A 25,887-nucleotide genomic window follows, 5' to 3' on the forward strand; every position below is an offset into this window, starting at 1 on the left:
TTTCTCGAAATTTATTCGTGCCAAATTTTCCAAGCTTTCTCCGCTTGAACAACCAACATTTCATAGCCATTTTTGATTTTTGCACCTTGTTCTTTAGCTTTTCTTAAAAAAGCAGTTTCTTCCGGATTATAAACTAAATCGTATGCAATGTGTTTTTTCGTAAATAAACTATAAGCTAAATCAGGACAATCTTCTATATTTGGATGGGTTCCAATAGGAGTTGTATTGATGATAATGTGATATTCTTCGAAAATTTCAGCAGTCAAATCTGAGTAAGCCAACTGAAATTCATCCGGAGTTCTCGATACGAAATCATATTCAATTTTTAATTTCTGTAAAGCATAAGCAACCGCTTTACTAGCGCCGCCAGTTCCTAAAATTAGTGCTTTTTTATGATGGTCTTTTAAAAGTGGTTGAAGTGTTTTTTTGAAGCCATAATAATCTGTATTATATCCTTTTAGTTTTTTATTTTTTGAAATAGTGATGCAATTTACCGCACCAATTTTTTTTGCTTTTTTCGAAATTTTATCCAACAAAGGGATAATTTCTTCTTTGTATGGAATTGTCACATTTAATCCTGCTAAACCTTTGCTGTCATTGATTAATTTTGGAAATTCACTAATGCTTTGGATGTCGTAATTCCTATACTCGCAATTCGCAAAATGATTAATTTCAAACTTTTCAGAAAAGTAATTTCTTGAAAAAGAGTAGTCGATATTTCGTCCAATTAGACCAAATTTTAACTGTTTTTTTACTTTCTTTTTCATTGGGATTACTTTTAAAAATAGTAGTCAAAGTTACTTAGAATTTTTTCAATTAGTGTTAAAATGGATTAATTTTTACCTAATTTCCTTGCCATTTTTTCCATTCCGAAAATAACAAAAAACCCAACAATTGCAAGAATAATAGCTGTCATAACTTGGGGATTTCCTTCAAAGTTTTGTGGTAAAATACTATTTTCAATAAACGGAACGACCTCACCGTGCGTATTTATTCTGGTTTCTAACACTTGTTTCCAAGGCCAAACTTTGTTTAGAGATCCGGCCATAAAACCAATCAACAAAGCTAATGTGGTATTTTTATGTTTTTCAAACATCCAATGTAGGATTTTAGAAAACGATTTTAATCCAATTATGGCACCAAGCGCAAAAACACTTAATTTCAGCATTGCATCGCCTAAAATCGCCATATCAAATTTCACAATTCCTTCTCTAAATTTATTAATTGTTCCAATTACCGCTTCATAAGAACCCATTAATAATAAAATAAAAGCTCCCGAAATGCCAGGTAAAATCATTGCTATAATTGCAATAAAACCTGATAAAAATATATACCAATAACTGTCTGGAGAGCTAACTGGTCTGGCAATTGTGATGTAATATGATAATACAATTCCTATAACTAAAGCTAAAATATCAACTACTTTCCAGTTGCTTGTTTCTTTCCAAATTAATGCTATACTTGCAATAATTAAACCAAAAAAGAACGACCAAACTAAAATAGGATGATCTTCCAATAAATGGGTAATTATCTTTGAAAACGTCAAAACACTGATGAAAATTCCTGATAATAAGGCAAGTAAAAAACTGCCGTTAACTTGTTGCCAAGCAGTTTTTAATCCATCTTTTTTCAAAGTTTTTAGGACAGATAAATTAACATTATTGATGCTGTCAATTAATTCTTGATAAATACCAGAAATAAAGGCAATCGTTCCTCCAGAAACACCAGGAACTACGTCGGCAGCGCCCATTGCTAAACCTTTTAGTGTAATAATTAAATAATCAGGGAATAGTTTTCTCATAGCAATAAAAATTCCAAAGCATTTCTACTTTGGAAGTTATTTTTAAAAATTTGTATTTATTTTTTAAATTTTGCAATTATTTTTTGAACTTCTATTCGTTCCCAAACAACTGGAAAATAATCTTTTAAAACGGTTTTGTTTTTGTAATTTAATTCTAATCCATTGTTTAAGTGAATAGTGCCTTTTTTTGTTTGGTTTATTAAAAAATATAAACCGGCTAAACGATATTCAATTTCGTATTCTTCTGGAAATAATTCCGTAGCATTCGTAAGTATTTCAATTGATGATTCAAATTCACCTAAAAATTGTAAAACATCGGTCCAAAGTGTAAAAGTATCTAAATTAACATCGCCTGCTTCGAATGCTTTTCGGTAACCAAATTCTGCTTCTTCAAAAAAGTGTAAAGCACTATTTACTGCTGCATATCGTTTCCAGTATAGTGGGTTTTCTCCGTCAATCGCGATTGCTTTATTTACGTAATACAATGCTTTTTGATAGTTTTTCTGCCGAATGTAAAAATCAGTAATTGCAATCCAACCTTTGTCTAACAACGGATCTTCGTGCACAGTTTGTTGGTAATAATTTAATGCAAATTCATAGTTTTCAAGACGTTCATAGCATTTTGCCATTCTAAGTAAAACAAAAGAAGATGGATCATCTAATTCAATGGCTATTTTGTAGCATTCGATGGCTTCTTTATAGTTTTTTAGTTTTTCATACGACTTCGCTTTTTCCATAAAAGCTCCTAAGAAACCTTCATCAATTAGCGTTGCATAATCAAAAGCCCAAACTGCTTTTTCATAATTTTTTAAGGCATAATATTGTCTTCCCAGTTGATGCCAGGCGACTTCACTATAAGGATTCTTATCAATAAAATTATTCAAGTAAACTACAGCTTCTTCGTTTTGATCTAGAAAATCAAAGCAATAAACCACATTATAAAGTGCCGAATAATCTTCGGTGTCTTCGTCTAAACATTTGATAAAATGATCTTTTGCTAATTCTAAGTTATCCATAAAAAGATATTCCATACCAATCATAGAATGTACATCGGCAAAATCATCGGTATATTCTAAAGCAATTTTTAAATATTCAATTGCTTTATCATGGTCGTCTTTTTTGGAATATATATTGGCTTTTTGGATGTAAATTTCTTCGTTTGTTGGTTCAATAGCATATAACTCATTTAATAACTTTTCAGCTATGTCGAGTTTGTCTTCATAAACTAACATTTCAACATGAACTAGTTTTAATCCGGTGGATTTTGGATGTTGTTCCAAACCTAATTTTAGCGCTTTTTTTGCTAAATTCATCCTTCCCGTATCCATATAATGAAGAATAATATCTTCAAACTCCTCAGAATCAAAGAAAAAAACCTTGTTAGTTTTTAGCATTGATTCAAATTTAGATAAGGATAAGCTGTTTTCTTCTTCTTCGTGACTCAAGTTCATAGCGCTTTCTTTTTTGAATTATCCTAAATAAAGGTAATAATAATAGAGAGAAACAATTGTTCGAAAAGTTTTTGTTGTAAACAATTTAATTAACAATTTACAATAACTTTACTAACTATAATTTTTTAATTTCTTAACTCCTTTTCAATTTCATTAAGTACTTCAATTATAATGCCACATCCTTTTCTAATTTCTTCATTAGATAATGTTAAAGGAGGTGTAATTCGCACCGCACAAGCTTCAAACAACAACCAAAATAAGATTAATCCTTTTTTATAACATCTTAAAACTACCTCATTTGTGATTTCTGGAGTATCAGTCATTGCGGCTAGCATCAAACCTCGCCCGCGAATTTCTTTAATTAAGGGATGTACTAAAAGTTTTCTGAACAGTTGTTCTTTTTCTAATGCTTCAACCATTAAATTGGTTTCTGTTACTTCTTGAAGCGTTGCCAAACAAGCGGCTGCTATGACAGGATGTCCGCCAAAAGTTGTAATGTGTCCGAGTTTTGGATCGTGACTTAATAAATCCATCATTTTTTCTGAAGCTGTAAAAGCACCAACTGGCATGCCGCCGCCCATTCCTTTTCCCATAACTACGACATCAGGAACAACATCATAATTTTGAAATCCAAAAAGTTTTCCTGTGCGACCAAATCCAGGTTGAATTTCATCTAAAATCATAATAGCACCAACTTCATCACAACGCTTTCGCACTTTTTTAAGAAAATCGTTATGAGGTTCAATAAAACCAGCACCTCCTTGAATTGTTTCTAAAAGAATTCCAGCAGTTTTGGTAGTTATTTTTTCTAAATCGGCTTCATTGTTGAATGTAATAAAATCGACATCAGGAATCAAAGGGCGAAAAATTTGTTTGCGTTCCTCGAATCCCATCACACTCATACTTCCCATCGTATTTCCGTGGTAAGCATTGTGACAAGAAATCAATTGACTTCTTCCAGTAATTCTTCTTGCTAATTTTAAAGCACCTTCAATAGCTTCGGTTCCCGAATTTACTAAATAGGTTTTCGTAAGCGGGTAGGGAAGGTTATCAGCTAATAATTTACACAATTCCGTTGCTGGATGTTGCGCATATTCGCCATAAACCATTACGTGAGAATACAAGTCTAATTGTTTCTTAATTGCATCATTAACACGTTTCGGTTGATGACCTAATGTGCAGGCAGAAACACCAGCGACAAAATCTAAATAGGGATTATCGTTTGTGTCGTAAATATAGGAACCTTTTGCATAAGCAACTTCTAAAGCTAATGGATAAGGTGATGTTTGGGCTTGATATTTATAAAAATCTTTAATCATTTTGTTGAATCGTTTAATAGTACGCTTTAGTAACGTTTTAAAAGATTATTTTTTCGCAGGTTTTACTGTCTTCACAGCTGTTTTTGCTTTGTTCTTTACTTTAGGTTTTGTCGCATTATTTTCCAAGGCATCTTTTTGAATTTCCATCGGTATTTCGTTTTCAATTGCTTTCTTTTTCGCTTCGATTTGTACTTTTTCGTCCAGCGCTAATTCTTCGGCAGGAAAAATATCGTCTTTAGTTAAAATTCGTTCCTCGCCACGCCATAAGAAACCTCTTAATTTTCGAGCATTTTCAGGGAATTCTTCTTCAGGATAAATATTGCTTTCAGTATTAGTATATCCCGTCACAGTTTCCATTTGATTGTCCTTCATTTCCATATTAATTCGACTTGAAACAGCTTTTCTAATTCCGACAAACTCATTTTTTTCGGTCCAAATGTAATAAATAGACTCAGCATTTTTTATTATATCCACTTCCCGAAGTTTATTATCTTCAAACCTTCCATACAGATTCTGACCTTTCATTTGGTTGAATCCATTTTTACTTAAAGTGTCTTTTTGGATGATAAAAGCATTATTTAAAACTTTTAGAGAATCTAATTTTTCAGTTTGATTGTTGCCAATTAAATGCATCACGTCGCCAGTCATTTGGTTGTCGCCATTCCAAAGAACCGGTTTTCCAATTAATTGAGTTAACTGATTTTTTGTGCTCGAATGTAATGAATCACATTTGCCACTCATATCGGTTTTGTAAAAACGAACATTGTTAGAAGCTCTAATTACGCGATCTGTTGGAGGTCCGGAAACAATAATTTTCTTTCCGTGCATATACATGGTGTCTTTTTCAACTAAAGTTTTAATCAAAGCTTTTTTTGTCAACACCATTGAATCTTTTTTGGTTTCGACGTTGCGATACAATTCGGCATAATGCCCAGTTGCAATAACTTTATTAATGGTATCGGTGATTTTTACATTGTTAATTCCTCTAGAATAGTTTTTCTTTTGGTCAAAAAATAAATTGTCACCTTCAATTATTTTATTATCGTATGTGATTTTGGAGTTTTTCGAAAGTTTTCCAACATCATTTTTAGTGTCGTAAAAGCCGTTCTCGGTATAAATAACATTTCCTTTACTAGTAATTGTTGAAGGACCAAAAACATAAGCGTGTCCCGGACCTTCATAGAAATCTAAATTATTTGTTTTAATTACACTTTGCGGATTTGTTAGGGTGACTGCTGTTGTAAATTTATATTTCTTTTGGTCAATATAATAGCGACCCGATTTACTTTTTAATGTATTTTCTTTATTTTGAATAGTTCCAAATGAATTATAGAAAGCTTGTTGGTTTTTCTTGTCAAAATAAATAGTGTCAGTTACCAAAGTAGATTCTGGAGAACGCATTGAAACATCTCCTGTAGCGAATGCATATTCTATTTTAGCATCATATTCAGCATATCTACTGTTCATAAAAATAGTATCACCCTGATTTATTTGTACATTGCCAAAAGCTTTCAAGTATTTTTCTTCCTTGAAATAATAGGCTTTGTTACAGCGGATTTTTATACCGTTATGCAAAACGCGAACATCACCTGTGAACACAACAGCTCCAGGAACTTCAAAATCATTTTCTTCAGTGAAATTAGAATTTTCAAGAATTACTTCTTTGTTCTCTTGTGCTAATCCTAATGCTACAAAAAACAATAAAATGGTAGTATAAAAAAATGTTTTTTTCAAGGCGTATTTATTTTGAGTCAAATTTAGTTAAAAACTCTAAAATGGATTGATAATTAAGAATAAATTATCAGTTTAAGCAAAAAAAACGCCTTCAAATGAAAGCGTTTTTAAATTTATTTGGTAATTGTCTGTTTTCTATCTGGTCCTACTGATATTACTTTGATAGGCACTTCAACTTCCTTCTCAATGAATTCAATATATTCTTTCAATTCTACTGGCAATTCAGCATAAGTTGTCATTCCTGTTAAATCAGCTTTCCAACCTTTCATTTCCGTAAATATTGGTGTAACGTTTTCAGGTTCAATATTGTAAGGTAAATGCTGAATGATTTCTCCTTTATAATTATAGCCTGTACAAACTTGCAACGTTTCAAAACCTGAAAGCACATCGCCTTTCATCATGTATAATTGTGTTACTCCATTTACTTGAACAGCATATTTCAGTGCTACTAAGTCTAACCAACCACAACGACGTGCACGACCAGTAACTGATCCGAATTCGTTTCCAACTTTTGCCATGGTGTCTCCAGCGCTTTCAAAATCTTCTGTTGGGAATGGCCCACTTCCAACTCTTGTGGTGTAAGCTTTGAAAATTCCAAACACGTCTTTTACTTTGTTAGGAGCAATTCCTAAACCAGTACAAGCTCCTGCAGCAGTAGTGTTTGAAGAAGTTACAAACGGATACGTTCCAAAATCAACATCTAATAAAGAACCTTGCGCTCCTTCTGCTAAAATTGATTTTCCTTCTTTTAAGGCTTTATTCAAATATTCTTCACTGTCTATGAAAGTTAATTTTTTTAACTCATTTATGGCAGCGAAAAATTCATCTTCTAATTCCTTTAAATCGTATTGTAAATCAACATTATAGAACGAAATCATTGCTTCGTGCTTGTCTGCTAAATGTCTGTAACGTTGTTTGAAATCTGTTAATTCAATATCGCCAACACGGATACCATTTCTTCCAGTTTTGTCCATGTATGTTGGACCAATTCCTTTCAAAGTTGAACCGATTTTAGCTTTTCCTTTTGAAGCTTCTGAAGCGGCATCTAATAAACGATGTGTTGGTAAAATTAAGTGTGCTTTTCTAGAAATTAATAGTTTTCCTTCAATGTTTAGATTGAATTTTGCCAAACCTTCAATTTCTTTTTGGAAAACTACTGGGTCAATTACTACACCATTTCCGATAATGTTGATTGATTTTTTATGAAAAATCCCCGATGGAATTGTTCTTAAAACGTGTTTAATTCCGTCAAATTCTAAAGTGTGTCCTGCATTTGGCCCACCTTGAAAACGAGCAATAATATCATAATTAGAAGTTAGAACGTCAACGATTTTTCCTTTTCCTTCGTCTCCCCATTGTAATCCAAGTAGTAAGTCTACAGTCATTGTGTTGTTGTTTGTTGTTGTTTGTGTATTTATTTCTTTTTTGTTCCGTAGAAGTATAAGGAATGTGTTTGAATATCAATATCAAACATTTCTTCCATAGTTTGTTTGATTTGTTGAATTCTCGGGTCACAAAATTCCATAACTTCACCAGTATCTGTTAAAATAATATGATCGTGCTGCTTGTCGAAGTAAGATTTTTCGTAATGTGCCTGATTTTGTCCAAATTGATGACGGCGAACTAAACCACATTCTAATAATAGTTCTATCGTATTGTATAGTGTAGCTCTGCTAACTCGGTAGTTTTTATTTTTCATTTTGATATACAAAGATTCGATATCAAAATGTTCGGTAGCATCGTAAATTTCTTGAAGAATGGCAAAGCGCTCTGGTGTTTTACGGTGCGCTTTATCTTCTAAATATTTTGTAAAAACGTTTTTTACAGTTTCTTGATTTTTGTTTTCCATTGTTTTTGAAAATGAAATATTTGCAAAGGTAGTGTTATTTTTGCTTTGTATGAAATCTGAAAGTTAGTCGCAAGATTTAAGTTATTAACTATTGTTAATTATTATTCACTCTTGTTACTTTTTCGATTCCGTCTACTTTTTTTATATTTTCGATTAGTTTTTTTAAAATGGTATTGTTTTGAACAACAACTGAAACTTGACCCGTGAAGATTCCAGCATCACTACTCAAGCCAATACTTTGAATATTAACACTCATTTGATTGGATATTACTTTAGTTAATTCGTTGGTTAAACCCATCGTGTCCATTCCGGTAATTTTTAAAATTGCTCTGAATTCTTGTTCAGAAGAATCAATCCATTTAGCTTGCATAATTCGATAGGCATAATTTGACTGCATACTAATTGCATTCGGACAATCTTTTTTATGAATTTTTATGCCTTCTCCAATTGTTACAAAACCAAATACTTCATCTCCGGGAATTGGGTTGCAACAATTAGATAATTTGTAGTCTAATTTATCTTGGTCTGCACCAAAAACTAACATGTCAAATTTCTTATTAGGGTCGTTTTTGTATACAGTGTCAGTTGATGAGGGAGATCGTTTTATTGTTTTTTTAAAGAAATTTACTAAAGTATTGCTTTTTTGAGCAGCATAATCTTTCAATTGTTGGTTTTCAATTGCGCCAATTCCGGCTTTGTAAAACAGCTCCAAACTTGTATTCAATTTGAAGAAATTAACTAGTTCGTTGACTGAAGTTTCGTTCAAAGAAATTTTTAAATGCCGTAGTTTTCGTTCTAAAAGTTCTTTTCCGTCCTCTCCAATTTTTTTGACATTTTCGTTTAAAACGTTTCTTATTTTATTCTTTGCTCTTGAAGTGGTTACATAATCCAACCACTGCATCGTTGGTTTTTGATTGACTGAAGTTATGATTTCAACCTGATCACCGCTGTTTAAAACGTGGTTTAAGGGAACTAATTTTCCATTTACTTTCGTTCCTCTGGTTTTAACACCAATTTCTGAGTGAATACTAAATGCAAAATCTAAAGAAGTGGCACCTTTTGGTAACGATTTAATTTCTCCTTTTGGAGTGAAAATATAGATTTCCTTGGCATACAAATTCAGTTTGAAATCTTCTACAAAATCCACAGCATTCCCCGAAGAATTTTCTAAAGCTTCTTTTAATTGGTTTAACCAAATTTCTAAACCGTGTTCTTCCGTTGCACCCGTTTTGTATTTATAATGTGCAGCATAACCTTTCTCTGCAATTTCATTCATTCTTTCACTGCGCACTTGAATTTCAACCCAACGGCCTTTCGGACCCATTACGGTAATATGAAGCGCTTCATAACCAGATGATTTCGGTGATGATATCCAATCCCGCAACCTACTTGGTGAAGGCCGATAATGATCAGTTACCACAGAATAAATTTTCCAAGCCACAAATTTTTCTTCGTGAAGATTGGATTCGTACACAATTCTTAAAGCAAATTTATCATACACTTCATCAAAAGTGACGTTCTGCGCTTTCATTTTTCTACGAATCGAATAAATAGACTTTGGTCGTCCTTTAATCGTGAATTTGATGTCTTCTGCTTCTAGTGATTTACTTAAAATTTCCGAAATATATTTGATGTATTCGTCTTGTTCTTCCTTGGTTTCTTTAATTTTACTTACAATTTCGTTGTAAACCTCTGGTTCGGTATATTTTAAACCCAAATCTTCTAAGTGCGTTTTTATATTATACAAACCTAAACGATGGGCGAGAGGTGCATAAATATATAAAGTTTCAGAAGCAATTTTGGCTTGCTTGTAATCCGCCATACTTCCCATAGTCTGCATATTGTGCAATCTATCAGCAATTTTTATTAGAATTACCCGAACGTCGTCATTTAAAGTTAACAACATTTTACGGAAATTTTCCGCTTGCATCGAAATTTCTTTGTCGGTTTTAACTTTGGCAATTTTGGTTAATCCTTCAACTAATTGTGCTATTTTAGGATTAAACATTTTTTCAATGTCCTGAACCGTTATGTCAGTATCTTCCACCACATCGTGCATCAAAGCAGCGGCAATAGAAGTAGCACCTAATCCGATATCTCTCGCTACAATTTTAGCCACAGCAATAGGATGGAAAATATAAGCTTCACCAGATTTTCTTCTTTGATCTTTGTGTGCGTCAACAGCTACATCAAATGCTTTACGGATGATTTTTTTATCTTCATCGGTAAGGGTTTGATAACTAATGCGAAGTAATTCTTTATATTCTTGGGCAATTGCTTTATTTTCGGCTTCTAATTCTAATTCTGTCATATACTTTCTTTAACCTATTAAAAGTAAGGCGAAAATTTGAATTATGCAATAATGTTAAAAGAAAATTGAAAAATTATTTTATTAGTTGAAATTTCAATTTTTCTTGTTTTTAAATTGAAATTTGAACTTGTTATTGCTATTGAAATTGTCTTTGTCTTTTCGCTTCAAACAGTAAAATCGCAGCCGCAACGGAAACGTTCATTGAATCAATTTCGCCTTGCATTGGAATGATAATATTTTTAGTGCTTTCCGTTCGCCATTTCTCAGACAATCCCGTTGCTTCTGTTCCCACAACTAAAGCAGTTGGAGTAGTGTAATCTTGTGTGTGATATTCAGTAGAATCTTGCAAAGTAGCCGAATAAAAATTAATGTTATTTTCCTTCAAAAACGCAATTACTTCTTCTGTTGATCCAATTGCAATTTGTCTGGTGAACAAACAACCAACGCTTGAACGCACAATATTTGGATTGTATAAATCGCTTTTTGGATTGGCAATAATTACGGCATCGCAATTTGCAGCATCAGCCGTTCTTAAAATTGCACCAATATTTCCAGGTTTTTCTAAAGCTTCTCCAATAAGGATTAAAGGATTGTTAGATAATTTTAAATCCGATAAATCCAATGATTTAGTTTTGGCAATCGCTAAAATTCCTTCTGTCGTATCGCGATAAGCTAATTTTTGATAGACATCTTTAGAAATTTCAATTTTATCGGCATAACTCGAACCTAACAAGTGTCCTATTTCCTTTTCAGAAATTATTTCAGGCAAAAACAAAACAGTTTCCAAAACATAACCTCCTTTTAGTGCCAATTCAATTTCGCGTTTTCCTTCAATTAAAAAAGTGCCCGTTTGTTTGCGAACTTTTGCTTTTTCCTGAAGTTGAACTAACGATTTGATATACGGATTTTGAACAGAAGTAATTTGTTTCATTAATTTTATTTTACAGTGCAAAACTACAAAAAAAGCCTCTCATTTACTGAAAGGCTTTTGCTATTATTTTTGTGCTTGCTCAAATTTTTCTTTGTAGCGTTTGTACAATTCGGTATGATGACTTTCTAAACTGATATTTCTACCATCGATAAAAGCCAATGAAATTAAATTCGATTTCATATCCAAAGCATCACCTTCTGAAATAAACAAAGTAGCACTTTTACCTGCTTCTAAAGTTCCATATTGCTTATCAATTCCTAAAATTTTAGCGGTATTTCCTGATATTAATTCCAAAGCTTGTTCTTTTGAAAGTCCCCAAGCGGCACAAGTTCCCGCATAAAAAGGTAAGTTTCTTGTTTGCATACGCTCCATATCTCCTGCATTTTGAAGTCCGACTAAAACACCCGCATCTACTAATAATTTAGCGTTTTTGTAAGGTAAATTAACGTCTTCATCTTCTAGCAAAGGTAAATCGTGTATCCGTTTTAAAAGTACAGAAACATTATTTTCTTTTAATAATGGTGCAACTCTAAAAGCATAATATCCACCTACGATTGTCATATTTTTGATGTTGTTTTTCTTTTTGAATAAAACAGCATCAATAATTTCCTTTTCTCCATTTGCGTTGATATATAAAGTTTTTTCACCTGATTGTAAGCCTTTCATTGCTTCGTACGGAATATCTTTTTTAGTATTTTTACTTTCCAAATAGGCAAAAGCATTATCAAAATAAGCTTGAATTTCTTTAATTTGTGGTTCGTAATTTTTGTTCATTTCAATTCCTCCTGGTTCCGCCCACCAACCTGCTCTTGAATAACTTCTTGGCCAGTTTAGGTGAATGCCATCATTCGCTTTAATCGTTGCGTCTTCCCAAGTCCAAGCGTCTAATTGTACGATTGATGAACTTCCTGGAATTCTTCCACCTCTTGGGGTAATTTGTGCAATTAAAACACCATTTGGACGCGTAGTTTCAACGAGTTTAGATTCTGAATTGTAGGCAATAATACTTCTTACGTGCGGATTAAATTCACCAATTTCACTTTCATCATCTGAAGCTCTAACGGCATCAATTTCTACCAATCCTAAAGTTGAATTTGGAGCAATAAAGCCAGGATAAACGTGTTTGCCTGAGGCATCAATCATAACATCGTGCTTTGCAGGTTTCATTATTGTGGCATCACCAATGGTTGCGATTTTTCCGTCAATGATTGATATCAAACTGTTTTCAATTACATTTCCGTTTCCTAAATGGGCTTTCGCTCCTAAAATAAGAATGCTTTTAGTTTGTTTTGGTGCTGGAGTTTGTTGGGCAAATCCAAACAAAGACAGCGATAAAAGAACTATATATTTTTTCATAATTAATTGTATTTGTAGTGAGATTCTTTGCAATTTTCACCAAGAGTATCACAGTGGTAATGACCGTTTTCCTTTTTCTTAGGCATTTGCGTTTTCATTCCTTTGTTCTTCGCGTCAAGCATCAAATTGATTAATTCTGCACGTTCTTTTTGGATTGTTGCTAAAGTTTCATTTTCTTTTGCTAAATCGTAAAAAACAATTCCATCTACAACCGTTTTTTCTGCACGTGTATAAATTGATAACGGACTTTCTGTCCAAAGTACCACATCAGCATCTTTTCCTACTTTAATACTTCCGGTTTTATCGTCAATTTGAAGAATTTGGGCTGGATTAATCGTTACAAAATTCCAAGCTTCTTCTTCGGTAACGTTTCCGTATTTTACCGTCTTTCCAGCTTCTTGATTCAAACGACGCGACATTTCAGCATCATCTGAATTGATAGAAACTTTCACACCTTGACTTTGCATAATCGAAGCATTATAAGGAATGGCATCGTTTACTTCGTATTTATACGCCCACCAATCGGCAAATGTTGAACCTGCAACGCCGTGTTCCGCCATTTTATCGGCTAATTTGTAACCTTCTAAAATGTGTGTAAAAGTTTGAATTTTAAAATCAAATCGTTCCGCGACTTTTAGCAACATATTGATTTCAGATTGCACATAAGTGTGACAAGTAATGAAACGTTTCTTAGCTAAAATTTCGCCTAAAACTTCCATTTCTACATCATATCTTGGTGAAACTTTATTTTTTCCTTTTGCCACTTTAAAAGCATCCCATTCCTTTTTATATTCTTGTGCTCTGGTGAAATAATCTTCATAAACTTGTTCCACACCCATACGCGATTGCGGAAAACGATTACGAGCATTTTCACCCCAATTCGATTGTTTTACGTTTTCACCCAAAGCAAATTTGATATATTTTGGAGCATCTTTTACAATCATTTCTTCTGGTGAATAACCCCATTTCAATTTTACAAACGCAGCACGACCACCAATAGGATTCGCCGAACCGTGTAATAAATTGGAAGAAGTAACGCCACCCGCTAAATTTCTATAAATATTGATGTCTTCAGAATTTACAACATCTTCAATCGTTACTTCTGCTGATGAATTTTGTCCGCCTTCATTTACACCATTTGAAATTGCGATGTGCGAATGTTCGTCAATGATTCCAGCAGTTAAATGTTTTCCAGTTGCATCAATTGTTTTCGCATTGGATGCCGAAAGATTTTTACCAATTTGCGAAATCTTTCCATTTGTAATTAAAACGTCAGTTTCTTTCAGAATTCCATCTTTTTCACCGGTCCAAACCGTAGCATTTTTGAATAAAAGTGTTTCCTGTTTTGGTTTTTCGGTAGTTCCATAAGCGATATTTGGAAATGTAACAGCATACATTTCAGGCGTTTTTTCTTCGTCTTTTTTATCGTCTTTCTTCTCTTCAACAACTGAGGTTTCTTTTTTAATGGCTGTCCAAGTCGTTTCTTTTCCATTTTCTAAAACGGCTTTTCCTTGCATACTTCCGGCAACGAAAGTTCCTGAAAGTCTTACGAAGTTCGCTTTGGTAGAATCTTGATTTCTAATTACCAAATTCACCCAAGGATCAGAAAATTGTAGTTTTGTACCATAATCTAAACTATCACGAACGGTTTTTGCTTCAAATTTTGAAGTTTCGCCATTTATTTTTAGTTCAAATTCTTGGTTGTCAAATGTTAAAGCATAAGTTCCTCTAATATCGGTTGGATTTATTTTATCAATTTCACTTCGGTTTCCTTGCACCCAATTCTCTAAAATCGTAGTTTTTTCATCAAATAAATCGCCTGAAACGATGATGAAGTTTGCTAATTTACCTTTTGAAATTGAACCTACTTTATCAAACTGATTGACTAATTTCGCAGGCGTTTCAGTCAAGGCTACTAAGGCTTTTTCTTTCGGTAAACCATATAAAACGGCTTTTCTTAAATTCGGTAAAAACGATTTCAAATCCTTCAAACCTGCTGAAGAAATTACGAAAGGCACATTATTTTCCGCTAAGATTTTCAAGTTAAATGGAGCCTGATTCCAAAATTTCATATCGCTCAAACTCACTTGTTGGGCTAAATAAGGATCCGAAACATCATAAGCTTCTGGAAAATCGATCGGAATGATATAAGTTGCACCCGTTTTTTTGATTTCATCAATACGTTCAAATTCATTTCCACCGCCTTTGATTAAGAATTTTACACCAAATTCGTTTCCTAATTTAGAAGCTCTTAAATCCGTCAGTTTATCGTTGGCGTTGATGATTTGTAGCAATGATTTATTGGCATTAAATGCTTCTAACGATAAATCTTTATTCGTTGCATTGCCTTGAGCATACCATTTTGCATCGTGAAAAACCTGACGAATTAATGCCATACTTCCCATCATTGACGACGGATAACTTTGCTTGGTAAACTTACTTCGGCTAAAGGTAAAATGTTGCGAAGCCTTGTCTTTAATGATTCTGTTGGCATTTCCACCGTTTTCATTTAACGTCCAAAGAATTCCTGTTCCGGCAATAACGCCATCGCTATGGTGACTCAAAACAGTTCCAAAACCAGCTTCTCTTAAAAGTCCAGCATTTTTTTCTTCAAAACCTAAATTTTCGTAGGCATTATATTCGGGTTTTACGTGATCGTTCCAATAATAGCCTTCGCGATTACTCTCGTATTGCGGACTGAAATTTCCGCTTGGTCTTGCGGTTGGTTTTGTAATTCCAAACTCACTATACAATTCTATGAAAGAAGGATAAATTGTTTTTCCTGTTGCATCAATTACGATAGCACCTTTTGGAATTGCAACCGAAGTGCCGACTTCAATAATTTTATTTTCTTTGACTAGCAAAGTCGCTTTTTCAAGTTTTTGCGTGGCCGACACATAAATTGTGGCATTAGTTAACGCGTAATAGTTTATAAAACTTTGTTTTACGCCATCATTTTTTGGGAAGTATTCTTGCGAATTTCCGTTGAAGGAAAGCAAGAAAACTAGCAGTAACGATAAATATCTCATATTTTTTGGTTTTGAAAGGCCTAAAGATAAAAATTATCTTACTATAATGAATTAATTAAATTTTTTTAACAATTGTTTCGATATTCAATATCTTATTGTTTTGATTGTGAAGTGTTTTCAGATTGTTTTTTTGGGCGTTCCCTTTCAGGTCGTGCTGTCACCTCTATCTTTTTTGTTTTTGATAAACAAAAACAAAAAGGATGCTACTTCCATCACTAACGCAAGCCGTTTTGTGGCTTATGAATGTTACTCTCGTTTGAAATCTATTTTTAATTTGTTTCTGTTGCAAGTAATTAATTGCGATGATACTACCAAATAAAACGATATTTACAAACCGCTGATGTAGGGATTACTTCTTTTAAAACATTGGATATCAATTGCAATGATGTTAGCAGTATCCTTTCGTAGTGCGGTAGATTTCTATTTATGTATGCTCTACATCTAAAAATGTATGCCATATTTCTTTTTAGGTATGCCATAAATCTAAAATTGTATGCCATAAATCTAAAATTGTATGCCATATATCTCTTTATGTTTAGCAGTTTTCTATTTGTGTTTGTTATAATTCTTTTGGTGTATTGCATCTATTTAAAAGTGGTTGTTATACATCTAAACACGGTTGCTAAATTTCTAAATAGGGTAGGCGATAACCTGAAATAGTATGACAAAAGACTTATTGCGTGAGCCATAAGTCTTTTTGTTTTTTATTTTTTTTCGTTTTGGGTTCTGCTACACTTTTGGTTTGCTGAATTTAATTCCGCTTACTTGGTTATATTGTGGACTGCTTGCCCCAAATACAGATTTTATGTATTTTTTTACTTCGCTTGCTGTTTCAAAAATGCCGTTGTCGCTTGTATAGAGCGTTTCGTTTCTTGAAATTCTTGAATTGCTTATGTTTGTGTATGCTGTTGATACTGCTGTATTTTTAGCTGTTAAGTCTGCAATTTTTGCATCAATTGTTGCAACTTGTAAGTCGGTTTCGTTTGGAGTATAAGTTGATTCTTCTTCTAAGACTGACTTTAAGCCTGCTAAATGTTGTATTAGTTGGTCGTAAGATTGTTGGCTTGTAGAAATTGTTTTTGGTGCTGGTGCGTTTGGGTCTGTTGGTGTTTGCGAAGCAGACGCTTTTTTACCTTGCATTTTGCGGTTAAATGTTTTAGCATCGTTAATCGTTTGGGTTGTTGCATCTGTGGTTTGCAATGCATTGACTAAACGAGTTGACAAAGATTTTAGGTTGCTGAAAGCTACCATACGTTCATTTACTTTGTTGTTGTAAGCGGTATTTTTTGAGATTACATCTGTTAGTTTTGTTTCTGCCGTTGCTTTTAGTGCAACGAGTTGTGGCAGTTTAAGACTGTTTTTTGATGGATTGTAAGTTGCTCCATACCCAGTAACAAACTCAATTAAATCTTGAAAGTTTGCTACATTCTTTGCGTGACCGACTTCTGATGTTGATGCCATAATAAAAATGTTAAAGAGTTAATGATAATTCAAAAATATATAAAATTATTTGAATGTTTAACGCTTTAACATTTATTTTATTATTGAACTATTTAAATTTTTACTTACCTGATTTAATGCGGTTATCGTGTTTACATAACATTTGACAATTTTCAGCAGTAGTTTTACCACCTTCGTGCCAAGGTGTAATATGGTCAGCTTCCATTTCGCTTATCTCAAATTCTACTTTACATTTAGAACAAATACCTTTTTGTCTTTCGTAAGCCTCTCTTTTTTGCTTATCAGTAAATGCACGAATATTTAAATACTTTTCATTTCTTGTAATAACAAATTCGTAAATGCCTGATTTTTTTGTTACGTCTTCATCTTGCATTAATAATGTAATTTCTTCTTCGAGTTTTTTAGCATCAAATTCAATGTCTTTGAATTTGTTATATAAAACTCCATAATTTACACCTTTCATTTCTTTACGATATTTTGGAAAAACAACTTTTATCCAATTCATTACACTATTAAAATATAGCCATAATTCATTTGCATTTGGTTTGTGTTGATTTTCAGCCATATATTGTTCAATATTATCTTCACTTAACCAATATATAATAGTTTCCAAATAATCTTGCCTTATTGGAGAGCCTGAAATATAATCGCTTCCAATACTGTATGCTGGACAACCTGATTTGCTAAAATATTTTTTAGCATCTGTTAACCAAGAACCTGTATAGATTGCATTTCTTAATTCTTGATTTGTAAGTTTTTCACCAGCTATGTTAATGGTTTTAAACCAATCTAATTTTTCTTTATCGTTACCCTCACAAAAGTAAACCATTAATTTATAGTCTAAAATTTGGTTTTGTTCTACATCTGTAAGATTATGAAAGTACATTGAATTTAAAGAATATGTTCCCGTAACATATTCACAAATACTAATTGTTCTTTGTTGACCATCTAATACTTCGTAAGTATCATCTTCATTTTTTACCCAATACATTACATTTAGAGGAAAATCTTTAACAACTGTTTCAATAACAGAATCTCTTTGTTTGTCTTTGTAAACAAATTCACGTTGGTATTTTGGACGAATATTTAGTTTACCACCAAAACCTACAACCCCTTCTTCGTTATCGTTTAAATATTCATTTGCTACTTCTCTAATAGATATTTCTTTAAGTTCAATTTTCATTTTCTATAATTTTTTATTTCGTATAACAATTCTAACGTAACAAGGTTTTCCATTAACTTGAGCTAAATATTTACCTCTTGTTTCAATTGTTGGTCCATCTAAAATACTATATCTATTTAAACCATCAACAATTTCAAATTGGTCAGGATTAAATTTATTTAAAAACGTAATTGGAACACCTATTAGACCTTTATAATCCATTGGAATTTCCTTTGTTTTATTAACATTTATTGCGTCATAATGGTCATATTTAGGATAATCTGATTCATTATTTTCATATGTTTTATATAATATAATATCATCGTGTCGCTTTTTATAATCTAAATTTGTAAACCATACAGTACTTGCAACAAAAGCATATTTTACACCATCCTCAATTTTATGGAATTTTTCATATTCATCTGGTATTCTGAACCAAATATTTCTACCGTCCAGAGAAGCACCAAGCCATAATTTGTCGTATTTTATTAAGCTAAATATTTCTTTATAAGTTATAGCATTCATATTCCCTATAATTATAAATTTTTTGTCATATTCCATTAATTGACTAACATATTCTCTAAATAAAGAGAAAGGTGGGTTAGTTACAACTATGTCTGCTTGTTTTAAAAGCTCAATACTTTCTGCACTTCTAAAATCGCCATCACCTTCCAAATAATTTATACCAATTTCTTCGGGATTTGGAATTTTATCTCCATTTTTATCACCGTTGTATTCTAAATAAATTGCTTTTTCTGATTTATTTTCACTGAATAAATCTCTTTCTTGATTTTTATAACAAGTTGTAATGAGTTTTTTTAACCCTAAATTTTCAAAATTATAAGAAAAATAGTGAAAAAAATTACTAACGCGTGGGTCATCACAGTTGCAGAAAACAACTTTACCTCTAAAATGGTCTTTATAATGTCTTAATTCTTTTTCTATATCTGATAATTGTGTGTAGAATTCATCTTTTTTAGCTCCTTCCGCTTTTCGTAAATTTGTATTTGAAGATTTTGCCATTTAATTTTTTATTGTTGTTTTACAAAAATAGCTTTTTAATATGAATTTTCCACTTTTAGTTTTGTAGTAAAAAAAATGTGTTTTGAAATTTCAAAACACATTTTCTTATGTTTTTTTCTCTGCGTTTCGTGTAGCTCGAGTATTGCCTACAACTAATTGCTAAAGATCAAAACTTGTTTTTAAAAGTGAATGTAGTAGTTGAGAAAAAAGAAAACTATAATGTAATTAACAACTTCATTTTCAAAATCAGCTATTTTGCTCTTTGTCATCGGTAAAATTATAGCACTATAAAATCCCTCTTGCTTTGATTTCTAAGTATTTATTTATGGTATCTAAAGTCAATTGATCGGGCTGTGTTAAAACGGAATAGATTCCATATTTTCTTAGTTCATTGACAATTAAACGCTTTTCGAAAACAAATTTTTCAGCAATTACTTTGTCGTAAATCTCTTGAACATTCTCTGCTTTCTTCTGTATTAATTCGTTTAATTCGGTATTGTTAAAAAACACTACAACTAACAAATGGTTCTTCGCGATTCCTTTTAAATAGGGAAGTTGTCGGTGTAAACCATCCAACGTTTCAAAGTTGGTATACAACATAATCAAACTTCTTTGGTTGATGTTTTTCTTAATGTCAACATACAAACGACTGAAATCACTTTCAAAGAAATCAGTCTTTACATTGTACAAATTTTCCATAATGAGTTGCATTTGACTTTGTCTTTTTTCGGCAACTACACGATTTTCTACTTTTTTGGAAAATGCTAAAATTCCGGCTTTATCTTGTTTTTTTAGAATTACGTTGGACAAAACTAATGTGGCGTTAATGGCATAATCTAACAAACTCAATCCGTTAAATGGCATTTTCATTACGCGGCCTTTGTCAATTACCATATACACATTTTGCGATTTTTCGTCCTGAAACTGGTTCACCATTAATTGGTTTTTCTTCGCCGTAGCTTTCCAGTTGATGGTTCTCAAATCGTCGCCTTGCACATATTCCTTGATTTGCTCAAATTCCATTGTGTGGCCAATTCTTCTAATCTTTTTTAAACCATATTGGGATAAATTATTAGAAAAAGCCATCAAATCGTATTTACGCAATTGCATATACGATGGATAAGTGGGCACTATTTGATTGTTATCGTAAGTAAATCTTCGGCTAATTAACCGAAGTGGTGAAGTTACATACAGATTTAAATTTCCAAAAAGATACTCTCCACGTTCGGTTGGTCTTAAAAAATAGCGGTAATCGTCTTTTGCTTTGGGTTTAATGTTTCGTTTCACCTCAAAATTACGCTGTTGAAATTGAAACGGAATTTCGTCAATTATTTTTACCGAAACGGCAAACGTAAATTGATTGTTTAATGCAATACTAATTTCGTTTTCATCGCCATTTGAAAGCTTTTCCGACATATTTCGGAGGCCAATTACCTTTTTATTAGAAGCAAAAAGCAGTAAAATGTCAATCGCTGTAAATAAGATCAAAAGATACAACAAATACCAAACGCCATTATATAGCATCGGAAAAAAATCCGCTACCACAAATAGGAATATGATTCCCATAAGGCAATAAAACAGGAAATTATTGAGGTAAAGTTGTTTGAAAAATCGAATCATTAGTTTGAATTAAAACGTAAGTATTTATCTCGGAATTTCTACAGAATCTACAATTTGTTTGATGATTTCAGTACTTGTTATTCCTTCCATTTCACGTTCAGGAGTAACTAAAACACGGTGTTGCAAAACCGGAATAGCCGCTTCTTTAATGTCATCTGGCGTAACGAAATCTCTTCCTCTTAAAGCGGCAAAACCTTTAGAAGCATTCAATATCGCAATCGAAGCTCTTGGCGAAGCACCTAAATATAAAAAGGCATTTTCACGCGTATTCAACACAATTTTTGCAATGTATTCAATTAAGTTCGGCTCAATTAATACTTGTTTGACTAATTCCTGAAATTCGATGATATTACTTTGCGAAATAATGGTAGCAATTGTGTCCATTTTATTACGACTTTGTAATTCATTTTCTTTTTGAATGATATGAATTTCTTCTTCTAAATTTGGATAGTCAATTGTTATTTTGAACAAGAAACGGTCTAATTGAGCTTCGGGCAAACGATACGTTCCTTCTTGCTCAATTGGATTTTGAGTTGCAATTACTAAGAACGGTTTTTCTAAAATATAGGTTGTTCCGTCTGCTGTAATTTGGCGTTCTTCCATAACTTCAAACAAAGCCGCTTGAGTTTTTGCAGGAGCACGATTGATTTCGTCAATTAAAACGAAATTAGAGAAAATCGGACCTTTTTTAAATTCAAAAGTCGATTTCGACAAATCAAAAATGGATGTTCCAATGATATCTGAAGGCATCAAATCGGGCGTGAATTGAATTCTACTAAAATCCAGCGATAAGGTTTTTGCCAAAAGTTTTGCACTAATTGTCTTTGCCACACCAGGAACACCTTCTAGTAAAACGTGTCCATTAGATAAAACAGCGACTAATAATTGGTCAATCATTTTGCTTTGACCTACGATTACTTTACCGATTTCGGCTTTTACTTTTTGAACGTTTTCTTGCAACGGTTGTAAATTTAAACGGGATTCGAAATTTACGTTTTCGTTTTGTTCAGTTGTATTTTCAAAATTATCTTCCATTATATGTTGATTTTTTCTAGTAAATTGTTAAAAGTAATTAATTCTTTTTCAGTGGTTTGTCCTTGATTTCTGATTTTTTTAATTAAGAAAACCACTTCTTCTATATCTTTTTTATTGCTTCCCGTTTTTTGATGCAGTCTGTTGATAAACGTTTCATCTAAATTAAAGGTATCAATATAGTATTCATTTCTGATTTTTTCCAAGAAGAAAATAACTTTCTTTTCGGCAATATTTTGATGATTTTTCTCTTGATAATAGAGATTTCCAATGGTTTTTGTAAAATCAACTGTTGTGTTTTTCAACGGTTCGATAATCGGGATAACTCTTTGTCTTCTTTTCGCGTTGAAAAACATAAAAATGATAAAGGTAATCCAAGCTAAAAACCAAGCCCATTTTAAAGCCGGTTGACTCAATAAATAACGCATTGGCGAATTCGAAACGCCTTCTGCTTGATTGACATTCCAATAAATTGTTGATTCACTAGGAATAGGAGCTAAGACATCTTCGGCATATTTAATATTTTTATCCAACAGATAATAATTGGTAAAAACTACCGGTTGCAAATGCAAATAGAAGAAACCGCCTTTGTAGGGAGCTCTAATAAAATTTGTTTCTGATTTTCCTTTGGGATCGATTTGCGTTCCTAAAACTGAAGTCGTTGTACTATCGATTTTTGAAAAATAGGCATTGTTTACTCCTTTTTTAAAATAGAAATTATCTGGTTTATCGAACAATTCCGTTTTGAATTGAAGCGAATCAATAAAATTATTATTGTATCCGATTTCAAAACCTAGAGAATCTGCCATTGATTGCGATAGATTGGAAGTACTCAAAAACACATCGTTTCCGTGACTTGCAAAATAAAACAATTCCTTTTCAGAAATTTCATCTATGGCATATTTTTTATCGATGTATAAAACGGTTCCATTTACGTTATAAGTTGAATCTTCTTGATTGTATTTATTATCGAAATATTCATAAGCTGTTTCGCTAAACTTTTTTACTTCTTGCGTATTAAAATAATTTTTATGTTCTTGGTCGAAAACATACATCCCAAAAGGAATTTTATCTTTTATTGAATAGGTTTCGCTCCAATTGATTGGTTTATCTTTTGTAGCATCAGCCCAAATAATACCAACAAAAATTAGTACTAAAAGGAATAAATATATTTTTAAACTTTTTGGCATTTTATTTACTTGCGATTAATTTTTGAAAAGTAGTTTCGGTTCTTTCGAAATCGGTTTTGGTCAAATCAAATTCGCCATACCAGCTGTATTCATAGACATACGATAAAAACTGAAATTCTTTTTTAAGTTCCAAATTTGAAATTTCATTCAAATAATCGGCATTCGTTTTTTCAATATCCCATTCAATAATATCCTTGTCCGAAAAAGATTTCAGCAACCATAAATAGTAATATCGCGTTGCTAATCGCCAGTTGTTTTCTTTTTTTGCTTTAGTAATTGAACTGTAGAAATCCATCGAATGAATGTCTTCTTCAGTAATTTCTGAAACAGTTATTTTCTTTGCCGATTTTCCAAAAATCCATCCGCCTTCTTTGTTTATTAAAACTTTCACGATGAGATAAACTACAAAAATAATGACTAGAATAGCGATAATTTTCATTAGAATTTCAATACCACTCAATGCTTTTGCACCATTTCCGAAATCGAATAGATTGCTTAAAAATCGACCAACGGCACTCCAAAATCTATCCCAAGCTGAAGTGTCGACTTTAGTTCTTTCTATATAGTTGAAATCGTTACCGGAATATTTCTCTTTTAAATTTCCAAATTTTCCCGTGTTATGAAAAATAGTATCTGATTGCACTTGCGAGAAGCCAATTGCATTTCCGAAGAAAAATAAAATGGAATATGGAAATAATTTACGCTTCATCCGTTCCAATTAAATCGATGCTGTTGTTAAGGTTTACATTTTCTAATTCTTCTTTACAACTGTAATAAGTAATTCCTTGATTGATAAGCATTAAATTTTGTAATGTGTAATTGAAAAGGATTGAAATGATGACAATTGCGATTAGTATTATTGCTATAATAGAAAAACTATTTTCTGCATTTTGTTCGATAGCTTCTGGATTTGAAAACAGGAATATCATCCCAATAATATAAGGAATCATCGTAAAAATTCCCAAAGTAACTTGGATGATCATATACATAACAAATGTTGCCCCAATTATAGGAAAATAGTTCTTTTTTAACATATTAAAAGCCTTTCCAAAAGCTTCAAAATAACCAATTTCCTCCGAAATATAAGTAATATAGAAAAGGGAAGTAAAGCTTGTCATTGTTGGGATTAATAAAAACAATAAAGGAATTCCAATAATGATAAAAACAGATAGAAAAGTAAGAAACATTACAAAGAAAAGCAACGGAAATAAAACTATGATAGAAAGTAAAAAGAAAATTATAATTCGGCCTAATTTACTTTTGAAATAGTGAATAAGATTTTCGAAATTTCGTTCTTTATTTTGTTCCATCAGCTTTAGATAGCCTAATGGGAATGCATAGTTTAACATTGAAATAATAATAATAAGTAATAGCATTAAAGCTCCAAGGCCTATGAATAAGCCCAAATTACTATACATTTCATTTATAAAATTTGCCTCGTTACCCGTTTGAAGATTCGCAAAAGCACCTTTAATAAAGATATTAGCGAAGAAATAGATGATAACAACTAAAAGTAATAATAAACTTCCGTTGATGATGAAATAGTTTTTGAAATAGTTTTTTCCTTCCAACTTAAAAAAGTTAAAAGTAGCACCAACTAACGAACTAAAATCTCTTTTTTTATAAAGTTGAAACATATTTTTTGGTTTTGTTATGTACGATAAAAGGATAAATTAAATAATAAAAACTAATTAAGGAAAGTGTAACTAGTATGATTCCAACGCTTAAATAGGTTGGCATTTCCATTGCGTACCTGGTAATATAGCCTTCTAAAAAACCTGCTGCAAAGGTAAAAGGCATCGTACTTAAGAAGATTTTGAAACTGTTTTTAAAACCAATTTTAAAAGAATTCATCCGAGAAAATGTTCTTGGAAATAAAATACTGGCTCCTAATATAAATCCAGCGGCAGCTTCAATAACAATTGCGAAAATTTCCATAGAACCGTGAATCCAAATTCCTCTGACACTTTCCCAAAAAACTCCTCTTTGGTAAAAAAAGTATTGGAATGAACCTAACATAATGCAGTTATTCAACAAGATGTAAAAGGTTCCAACACCCAGAAAAATGCCAAAAAAGTAAGAAAGTGCTCCAACGCGTAAATTATTGAGCGTAATTCCTATGAAACTTCCCCAATTACTTCCCGATTTATAAACTGCAACCGGATTTCCTTCTTCGATATTTTCCAACGTCATATTTACGTATTGATCGCCTAGAATTAAACGAACAAAACTGGCATCATTCTTAGCGGAAACAACTCCAATGGCCGTTAAAATTCCGAAAAGTAGAAAAGCGTATAAAATATATCTTCGATATTCATAAACTAAAAGTGGCACTTCGGTTAAAAAGAAATGTTTTATTCGATTTGTTTCCGTTCTTTTGGTCTTGTAAATCTTCTGATACGTTTGAGCCGCTAAGTGATTCAGGTAAACAACCGTCTTACTTTTAGGGTAATAGGTTTGTGCGTACGAAAGATCATTAACTAAATGTATGTACAAATTAGCTAAATCATCCGGATTTTTTTTAGTTTTACCAAAAATTGCTTGTTCAAATTCAAGCCATTTTTCTTTATTTTGCTTAATAAATGCAATTTCTCTCATCTGAGGCTAAAATATAAAAT

20 protein-coding genes are annotated in these 25,887 nt (G+C 32.2%); all 20 read right to left on the reverse strand.

Annotated features, from left to right (window positions below):
- Positions 1 to 11: 11 nt before the first annotated feature.
- Entirely contained in the window at positions 12 to 767 is a 756-nt protein-coding gene (locus tag T1L09_RS07865) for a shikimate dehydrogenase family protein (RefSeq protein WP_322550405.1), read from the reverse strand.
- Between the two features lie 65 nt (positions 768 to 832).
- Positions 833 to 1,801 (reverse strand): DUF368 domain-containing protein, encoded by a 969-nt coding sequence (locus T1L09_RS07870; RefSeq protein ID WP_322550406.1) that lies wholly within the window; start codon positions 1,799 to 1,801, stop codon positions 833 to 835.
- A gap of 56 nt (positions 1,802 to 1,857) precedes the next feature.
- Positions 1,858 to 3,252 carry a tetratricopeptide repeat protein gene (locus T1L09_RS07875; RefSeq protein ID WP_322550407.1) on the reverse strand — a complete coding sequence of 465 codons (1,395 nt, stop codon included), beginning with the start codon at positions 3,250 to 3,252 and terminating at the stop codon, positions 1,858 to 1,860.
- A 125-nt stretch (positions 3,253 to 3,377) separates the two neighbouring features.
- Positions 3,378 to 4,571, reverse strand: a complete 1,194-nt coding sequence (locus T1L09_RS07880) for an aspartate aminotransferase family protein (RefSeq protein ID WP_322550408.1) — start codon at positions 4,569 to 4,571, stop codon at positions 3,378 to 3,380.
- Between the two features lie 45 nt (positions 4,572 to 4,616).
- Positions 4,617 to 6,305: an OstA-like protein gene (locus tag T1L09_RS07885; protein WP_322550409.1), complete on the reverse strand. Its 1,689-nt coding sequence runs from the start codon at positions 6,303 to 6,305 to the stop codon at positions 4,617 to 4,619.
- Between the two features lie 113 nt (positions 6,306 to 6,418).
- Positions 6,419 to 7,690, reverse strand: a complete 1,272-nt coding sequence (locus T1L09_RS07890; protein WP_322550410.1) for an adenylosuccinate synthase — start codon at positions 7,688 to 7,690, stop codon at positions 6,419 to 6,421.
- Positions 7,691 to 7,719: 29 nt separating this feature from the next.
- Positions 7,720 to 8,154, reverse strand: a complete 435-nt coding sequence (locus tag T1L09_RS07895; RefSeq protein WP_322550411.1) for a Fur family transcriptional regulator — start codon at positions 8,152 to 8,154, stop codon at positions 7,720 to 7,722.
- 94 nt (positions 8,155 to 8,248) lie between these two features.
- On the reverse strand, positions 8,249 to 10,465 hold the full coding sequence (locus T1L09_RS07900; RefSeq protein ID WP_322550412.1) for a RelA/SpoT family protein: 2,217 nt from the start codon (positions 10,463 to 10,465) through the stop codon (positions 8,249 to 8,251).
- Between the two features lie 136 nt (positions 10,466 to 10,601).
- Complete coding sequence (locus T1L09_RS07905; protein WP_322550413.1) at positions 10,602 to 11,396, reverse strand: TrmH family RNA methyltransferase; 795 nt, start codon at positions 11,394 to 11,396, stop codon at positions 10,602 to 10,604.
- A 63-nt stretch (positions 11,397 to 11,459) separates the two neighbouring features.
- Entirely contained in the window at positions 11,460 to 12,752 is a 1,293-nt protein-coding gene (locus T1L09_RS07910) for an amidohydrolase family protein (RefSeq protein WP_322550414.1), read from the reverse strand.
- Between the two features lie 2 nt (positions 12,753 to 12,754).
- The gene (locus T1L09_RS07915; RefSeq protein ID WP_322550415.1) at positions 12,755 to 15,781 is read right to left on the reverse strand and encodes an amidohydrolase family protein; all 3,027 of its coding nucleotides are present in this window, start codon (positions 15,779 to 15,781) and stop codon (positions 12,755 to 12,757) included.
- Positions 15,782 to 16,510: 729 nt separating this feature from the next.
- Entirely contained in the window at positions 16,511 to 17,242 is a 732-nt protein-coding gene (locus T1L09_RS07920) for a hypothetical protein (protein WP_322550416.1), read from the reverse strand.
- A gap of 100 nt (positions 17,243 to 17,342) precedes the next feature.
- Positions 17,343 to 18,425: an HNH endonuclease family protein gene (locus T1L09_RS07925; RefSeq protein WP_322550417.1), complete on the reverse strand. Its 1,083-nt coding sequence runs from the start codon at positions 18,423 to 18,425 to the stop codon at positions 17,343 to 17,345.
- A gap of 3 nt (positions 18,426 to 18,428) precedes the next feature.
- Positions 18,429 to 19,427 (reverse strand): adenine-specific methyltransferase EcoRI family protein, encoded by a 999-nt coding sequence (locus T1L09_RS07930; RefSeq protein ID WP_322550418.1) that lies wholly within the window; start codon positions 19,425 to 19,427, stop codon positions 18,429 to 18,431.
- Positions 19,428 to 19,712: 285 nt separating this feature from the next.
- Positions 19,713 to 20,993 (reverse strand): DUF58 domain-containing protein, encoded by a 1,281-nt coding sequence (locus tag T1L09_RS07935; RefSeq protein ID WP_322550419.1) that lies wholly within the window; start codon positions 20,991 to 20,993, stop codon positions 19,713 to 19,715.
- Between the two features lie 78 nt (positions 20,994 to 21,071).
- Positions 21,072 to 22,082 carry an AAA family ATPase gene (locus T1L09_RS07940; protein WP_322550420.1) on the reverse strand — a complete coding sequence of 337 codons (1,011 nt, stop codon included), beginning with the start codon at positions 22,080 to 22,082 and terminating at the stop codon, positions 21,072 to 21,074.
- Complete coding sequence (locus T1L09_RS07945) at positions 22,082 to 23,269, reverse strand: DUF4350 domain-containing protein (RefSeq protein WP_322550421.1); 1,188 nt, start codon at positions 23,267 to 23,269, stop codon at positions 22,082 to 22,084. The genes T1L09_RS07940 and T1L09_RS07945 overlap by 1 nt, the downstream gene beginning before the upstream one ends.
- Before the next feature lies 1 nt (position 23,270).
- Positions 23,271 to 23,978 carry a DUF4129 domain-containing protein gene (locus T1L09_RS07950; protein WP_322550422.1) on the reverse strand — a complete coding sequence of 236 codons (708 nt, stop codon included), beginning with the start codon at positions 23,976 to 23,978 and terminating at the stop codon, positions 23,271 to 23,273.
- Complete coding sequence (locus tag T1L09_RS07955) at positions 23,968 to 24,906, reverse strand: hypothetical protein (protein ID WP_322550423.1); 939 nt, start codon at positions 24,904 to 24,906, stop codon at positions 23,968 to 23,970. The genes T1L09_RS07950 and T1L09_RS07955 overlap by 11 nt, the downstream gene beginning before the upstream one ends.
- Positions 24,890 to 25,867 carry a stage II sporulation protein M gene (locus T1L09_RS07960; protein ID WP_322550424.1) on the reverse strand — a complete coding sequence of 326 codons (978 nt, stop codon included), beginning with the start codon at positions 25,865 to 25,867 and terminating at the stop codon, positions 24,890 to 24,892. Before T1L09_RS07960 ends, T1L09_RS07955 begins: the two co-directional genes overlap by 17 nt.
- Positions 25,868 to 25,887 lie beyond the last annotated feature (20 nt).

Source organism: Flavobacterium psychraquaticum (assembly GCF_034497725.1).
Classification (GTDB): Bacteria; Bacteroidota; Bacteroidia; order Flavobacteriales; family Flavobacteriaceae; genus Flavobacterium; species Flavobacterium psychraquaticum.

Excerpts from the sequence above, each read along its gene's own strand:
- T1L09_RS07960 (WP_322550424.1), bottom strand. The coding sequence starts at position 25,867 with ATGAGAGAAATTGCATTTATTAAGCAAAATAAAGAAAAATGGCTTGAA.
- T1L09_RS07955 (WP_322550423.1), bottom strand. The coding sequence starts at position 24,906 with ATGTTTCAACTTTATAAAAAAAGAGATTTTAGTTCGTTAGTTGGTGCT.
- T1L09_RS07890 (WP_322550410.1), bottom strand. The coding sequence starts at position 7,690 with ATGACTGTAGACTTACTACTTGGATTACAATGGGGAGACGAAGGAAAA.
- T1L09_RS07950 (WP_322550422.1), bottom strand. The coding sequence starts at position 23,978 with ATGAAGCGTAAATTATTTCCATATTCCATTTTATTTTTCTTCGGAAAT.
- T1L09_RS07900 (WP_322550412.1), bottom strand. The coding sequence starts at position 10,465 with ATGACAGAATTAGAATTAGAAGCCGAAAATAAAGCAATTGCCCAAGAA.
- T1L09_RS07935 (WP_322550419.1), bottom strand. The coding sequence starts at position 20,993 with ATGGGAATCATATTCCTATTTGTGGTAGCGGATTTTTTTCCGATGCTA.
- T1L09_RS07925 (WP_322550417.1), bottom strand. The coding sequence starts at position 18,425 with ATGAAAATTGAACTTAAAGAAATATCTATTAGAGAAGTAGCAAATGAA.
- T1L09_RS07930 (WP_322550418.1), bottom strand. The coding sequence starts at position 19,427 with ATGGCAAAATCTTCAAATACAAATTTACGAAAAGCGGAAGGAGCTAAA.
- T1L09_RS07870 (WP_322550406.1), bottom strand. The coding sequence starts at position 1,801 with ATGAGAAAACTATTCCCTGATTATTTAATTATTACACTAAAAGGTTTA.
- T1L09_RS07880 (WP_322550408.1), bottom strand. The coding sequence starts at position 4,571 with ATGATTAAAGATTTTTATAAATATCAAGCCCAAACATCACCTTATCCA.
- T1L09_RS07875 (WP_322550407.1), bottom strand. The coding sequence starts at position 3,252 with ATGAACTTGAGTCACGAAGAAGAAGAAAACAGCTTATCCTTATCTAAA.
- T1L09_RS07905 (WP_322550413.1), bottom strand. The coding sequence starts at position 11,396 with ATGAAACAAATTACTTCTGTTCAAAATCCGTATATCAAATCGTTAGTT.
- T1L09_RS07945 (WP_322550421.1), bottom strand. The coding sequence starts at position 23,269 with ATGCCAAAAAGTTTAAAAATATATTTATTCCTTTTAGTACTAATTTTT.
- T1L09_RS07915 (WP_322550415.1), bottom strand. The coding sequence starts at position 15,781 with ATGAGATATTTATCGTTACTGCTAGTTTTCTTGCTTTCCTTCAACGGA.
- T1L09_RS07920 (WP_322550416.1), bottom strand. The coding sequence starts at position 17,242 with ATGGCATCAACATCAGAAGTCGGTCACGCAAAGAATGTAGCAAACTTT.
- T1L09_RS07940 (WP_322550420.1), bottom strand. The coding sequence starts at position 22,082 with ATGGAAGATAATTTTGAAAATACAACTGAACAAAACGAAAACGTAAAT.
- T1L09_RS07910 (WP_322550414.1), bottom strand. The coding sequence starts at position 12,752 with ATGAAAAAATATATAGTTCTTTTATCGCTGTCTTTGTTTGGATTTGCC.
- T1L09_RS07895 (WP_322550411.1), bottom strand. The coding sequence starts at position 8,154 with ATGGAAAACAAAAATCAAGAAACTGTAAAAAACGTTTTTACAAAATAT.
- T1L09_RS07865 (WP_322550405.1), bottom strand. The coding sequence starts at position 767 with ATGAAAAAGAAAGTAAAAAAACAGTTAAAATTTGGTCTAATTGGACGA.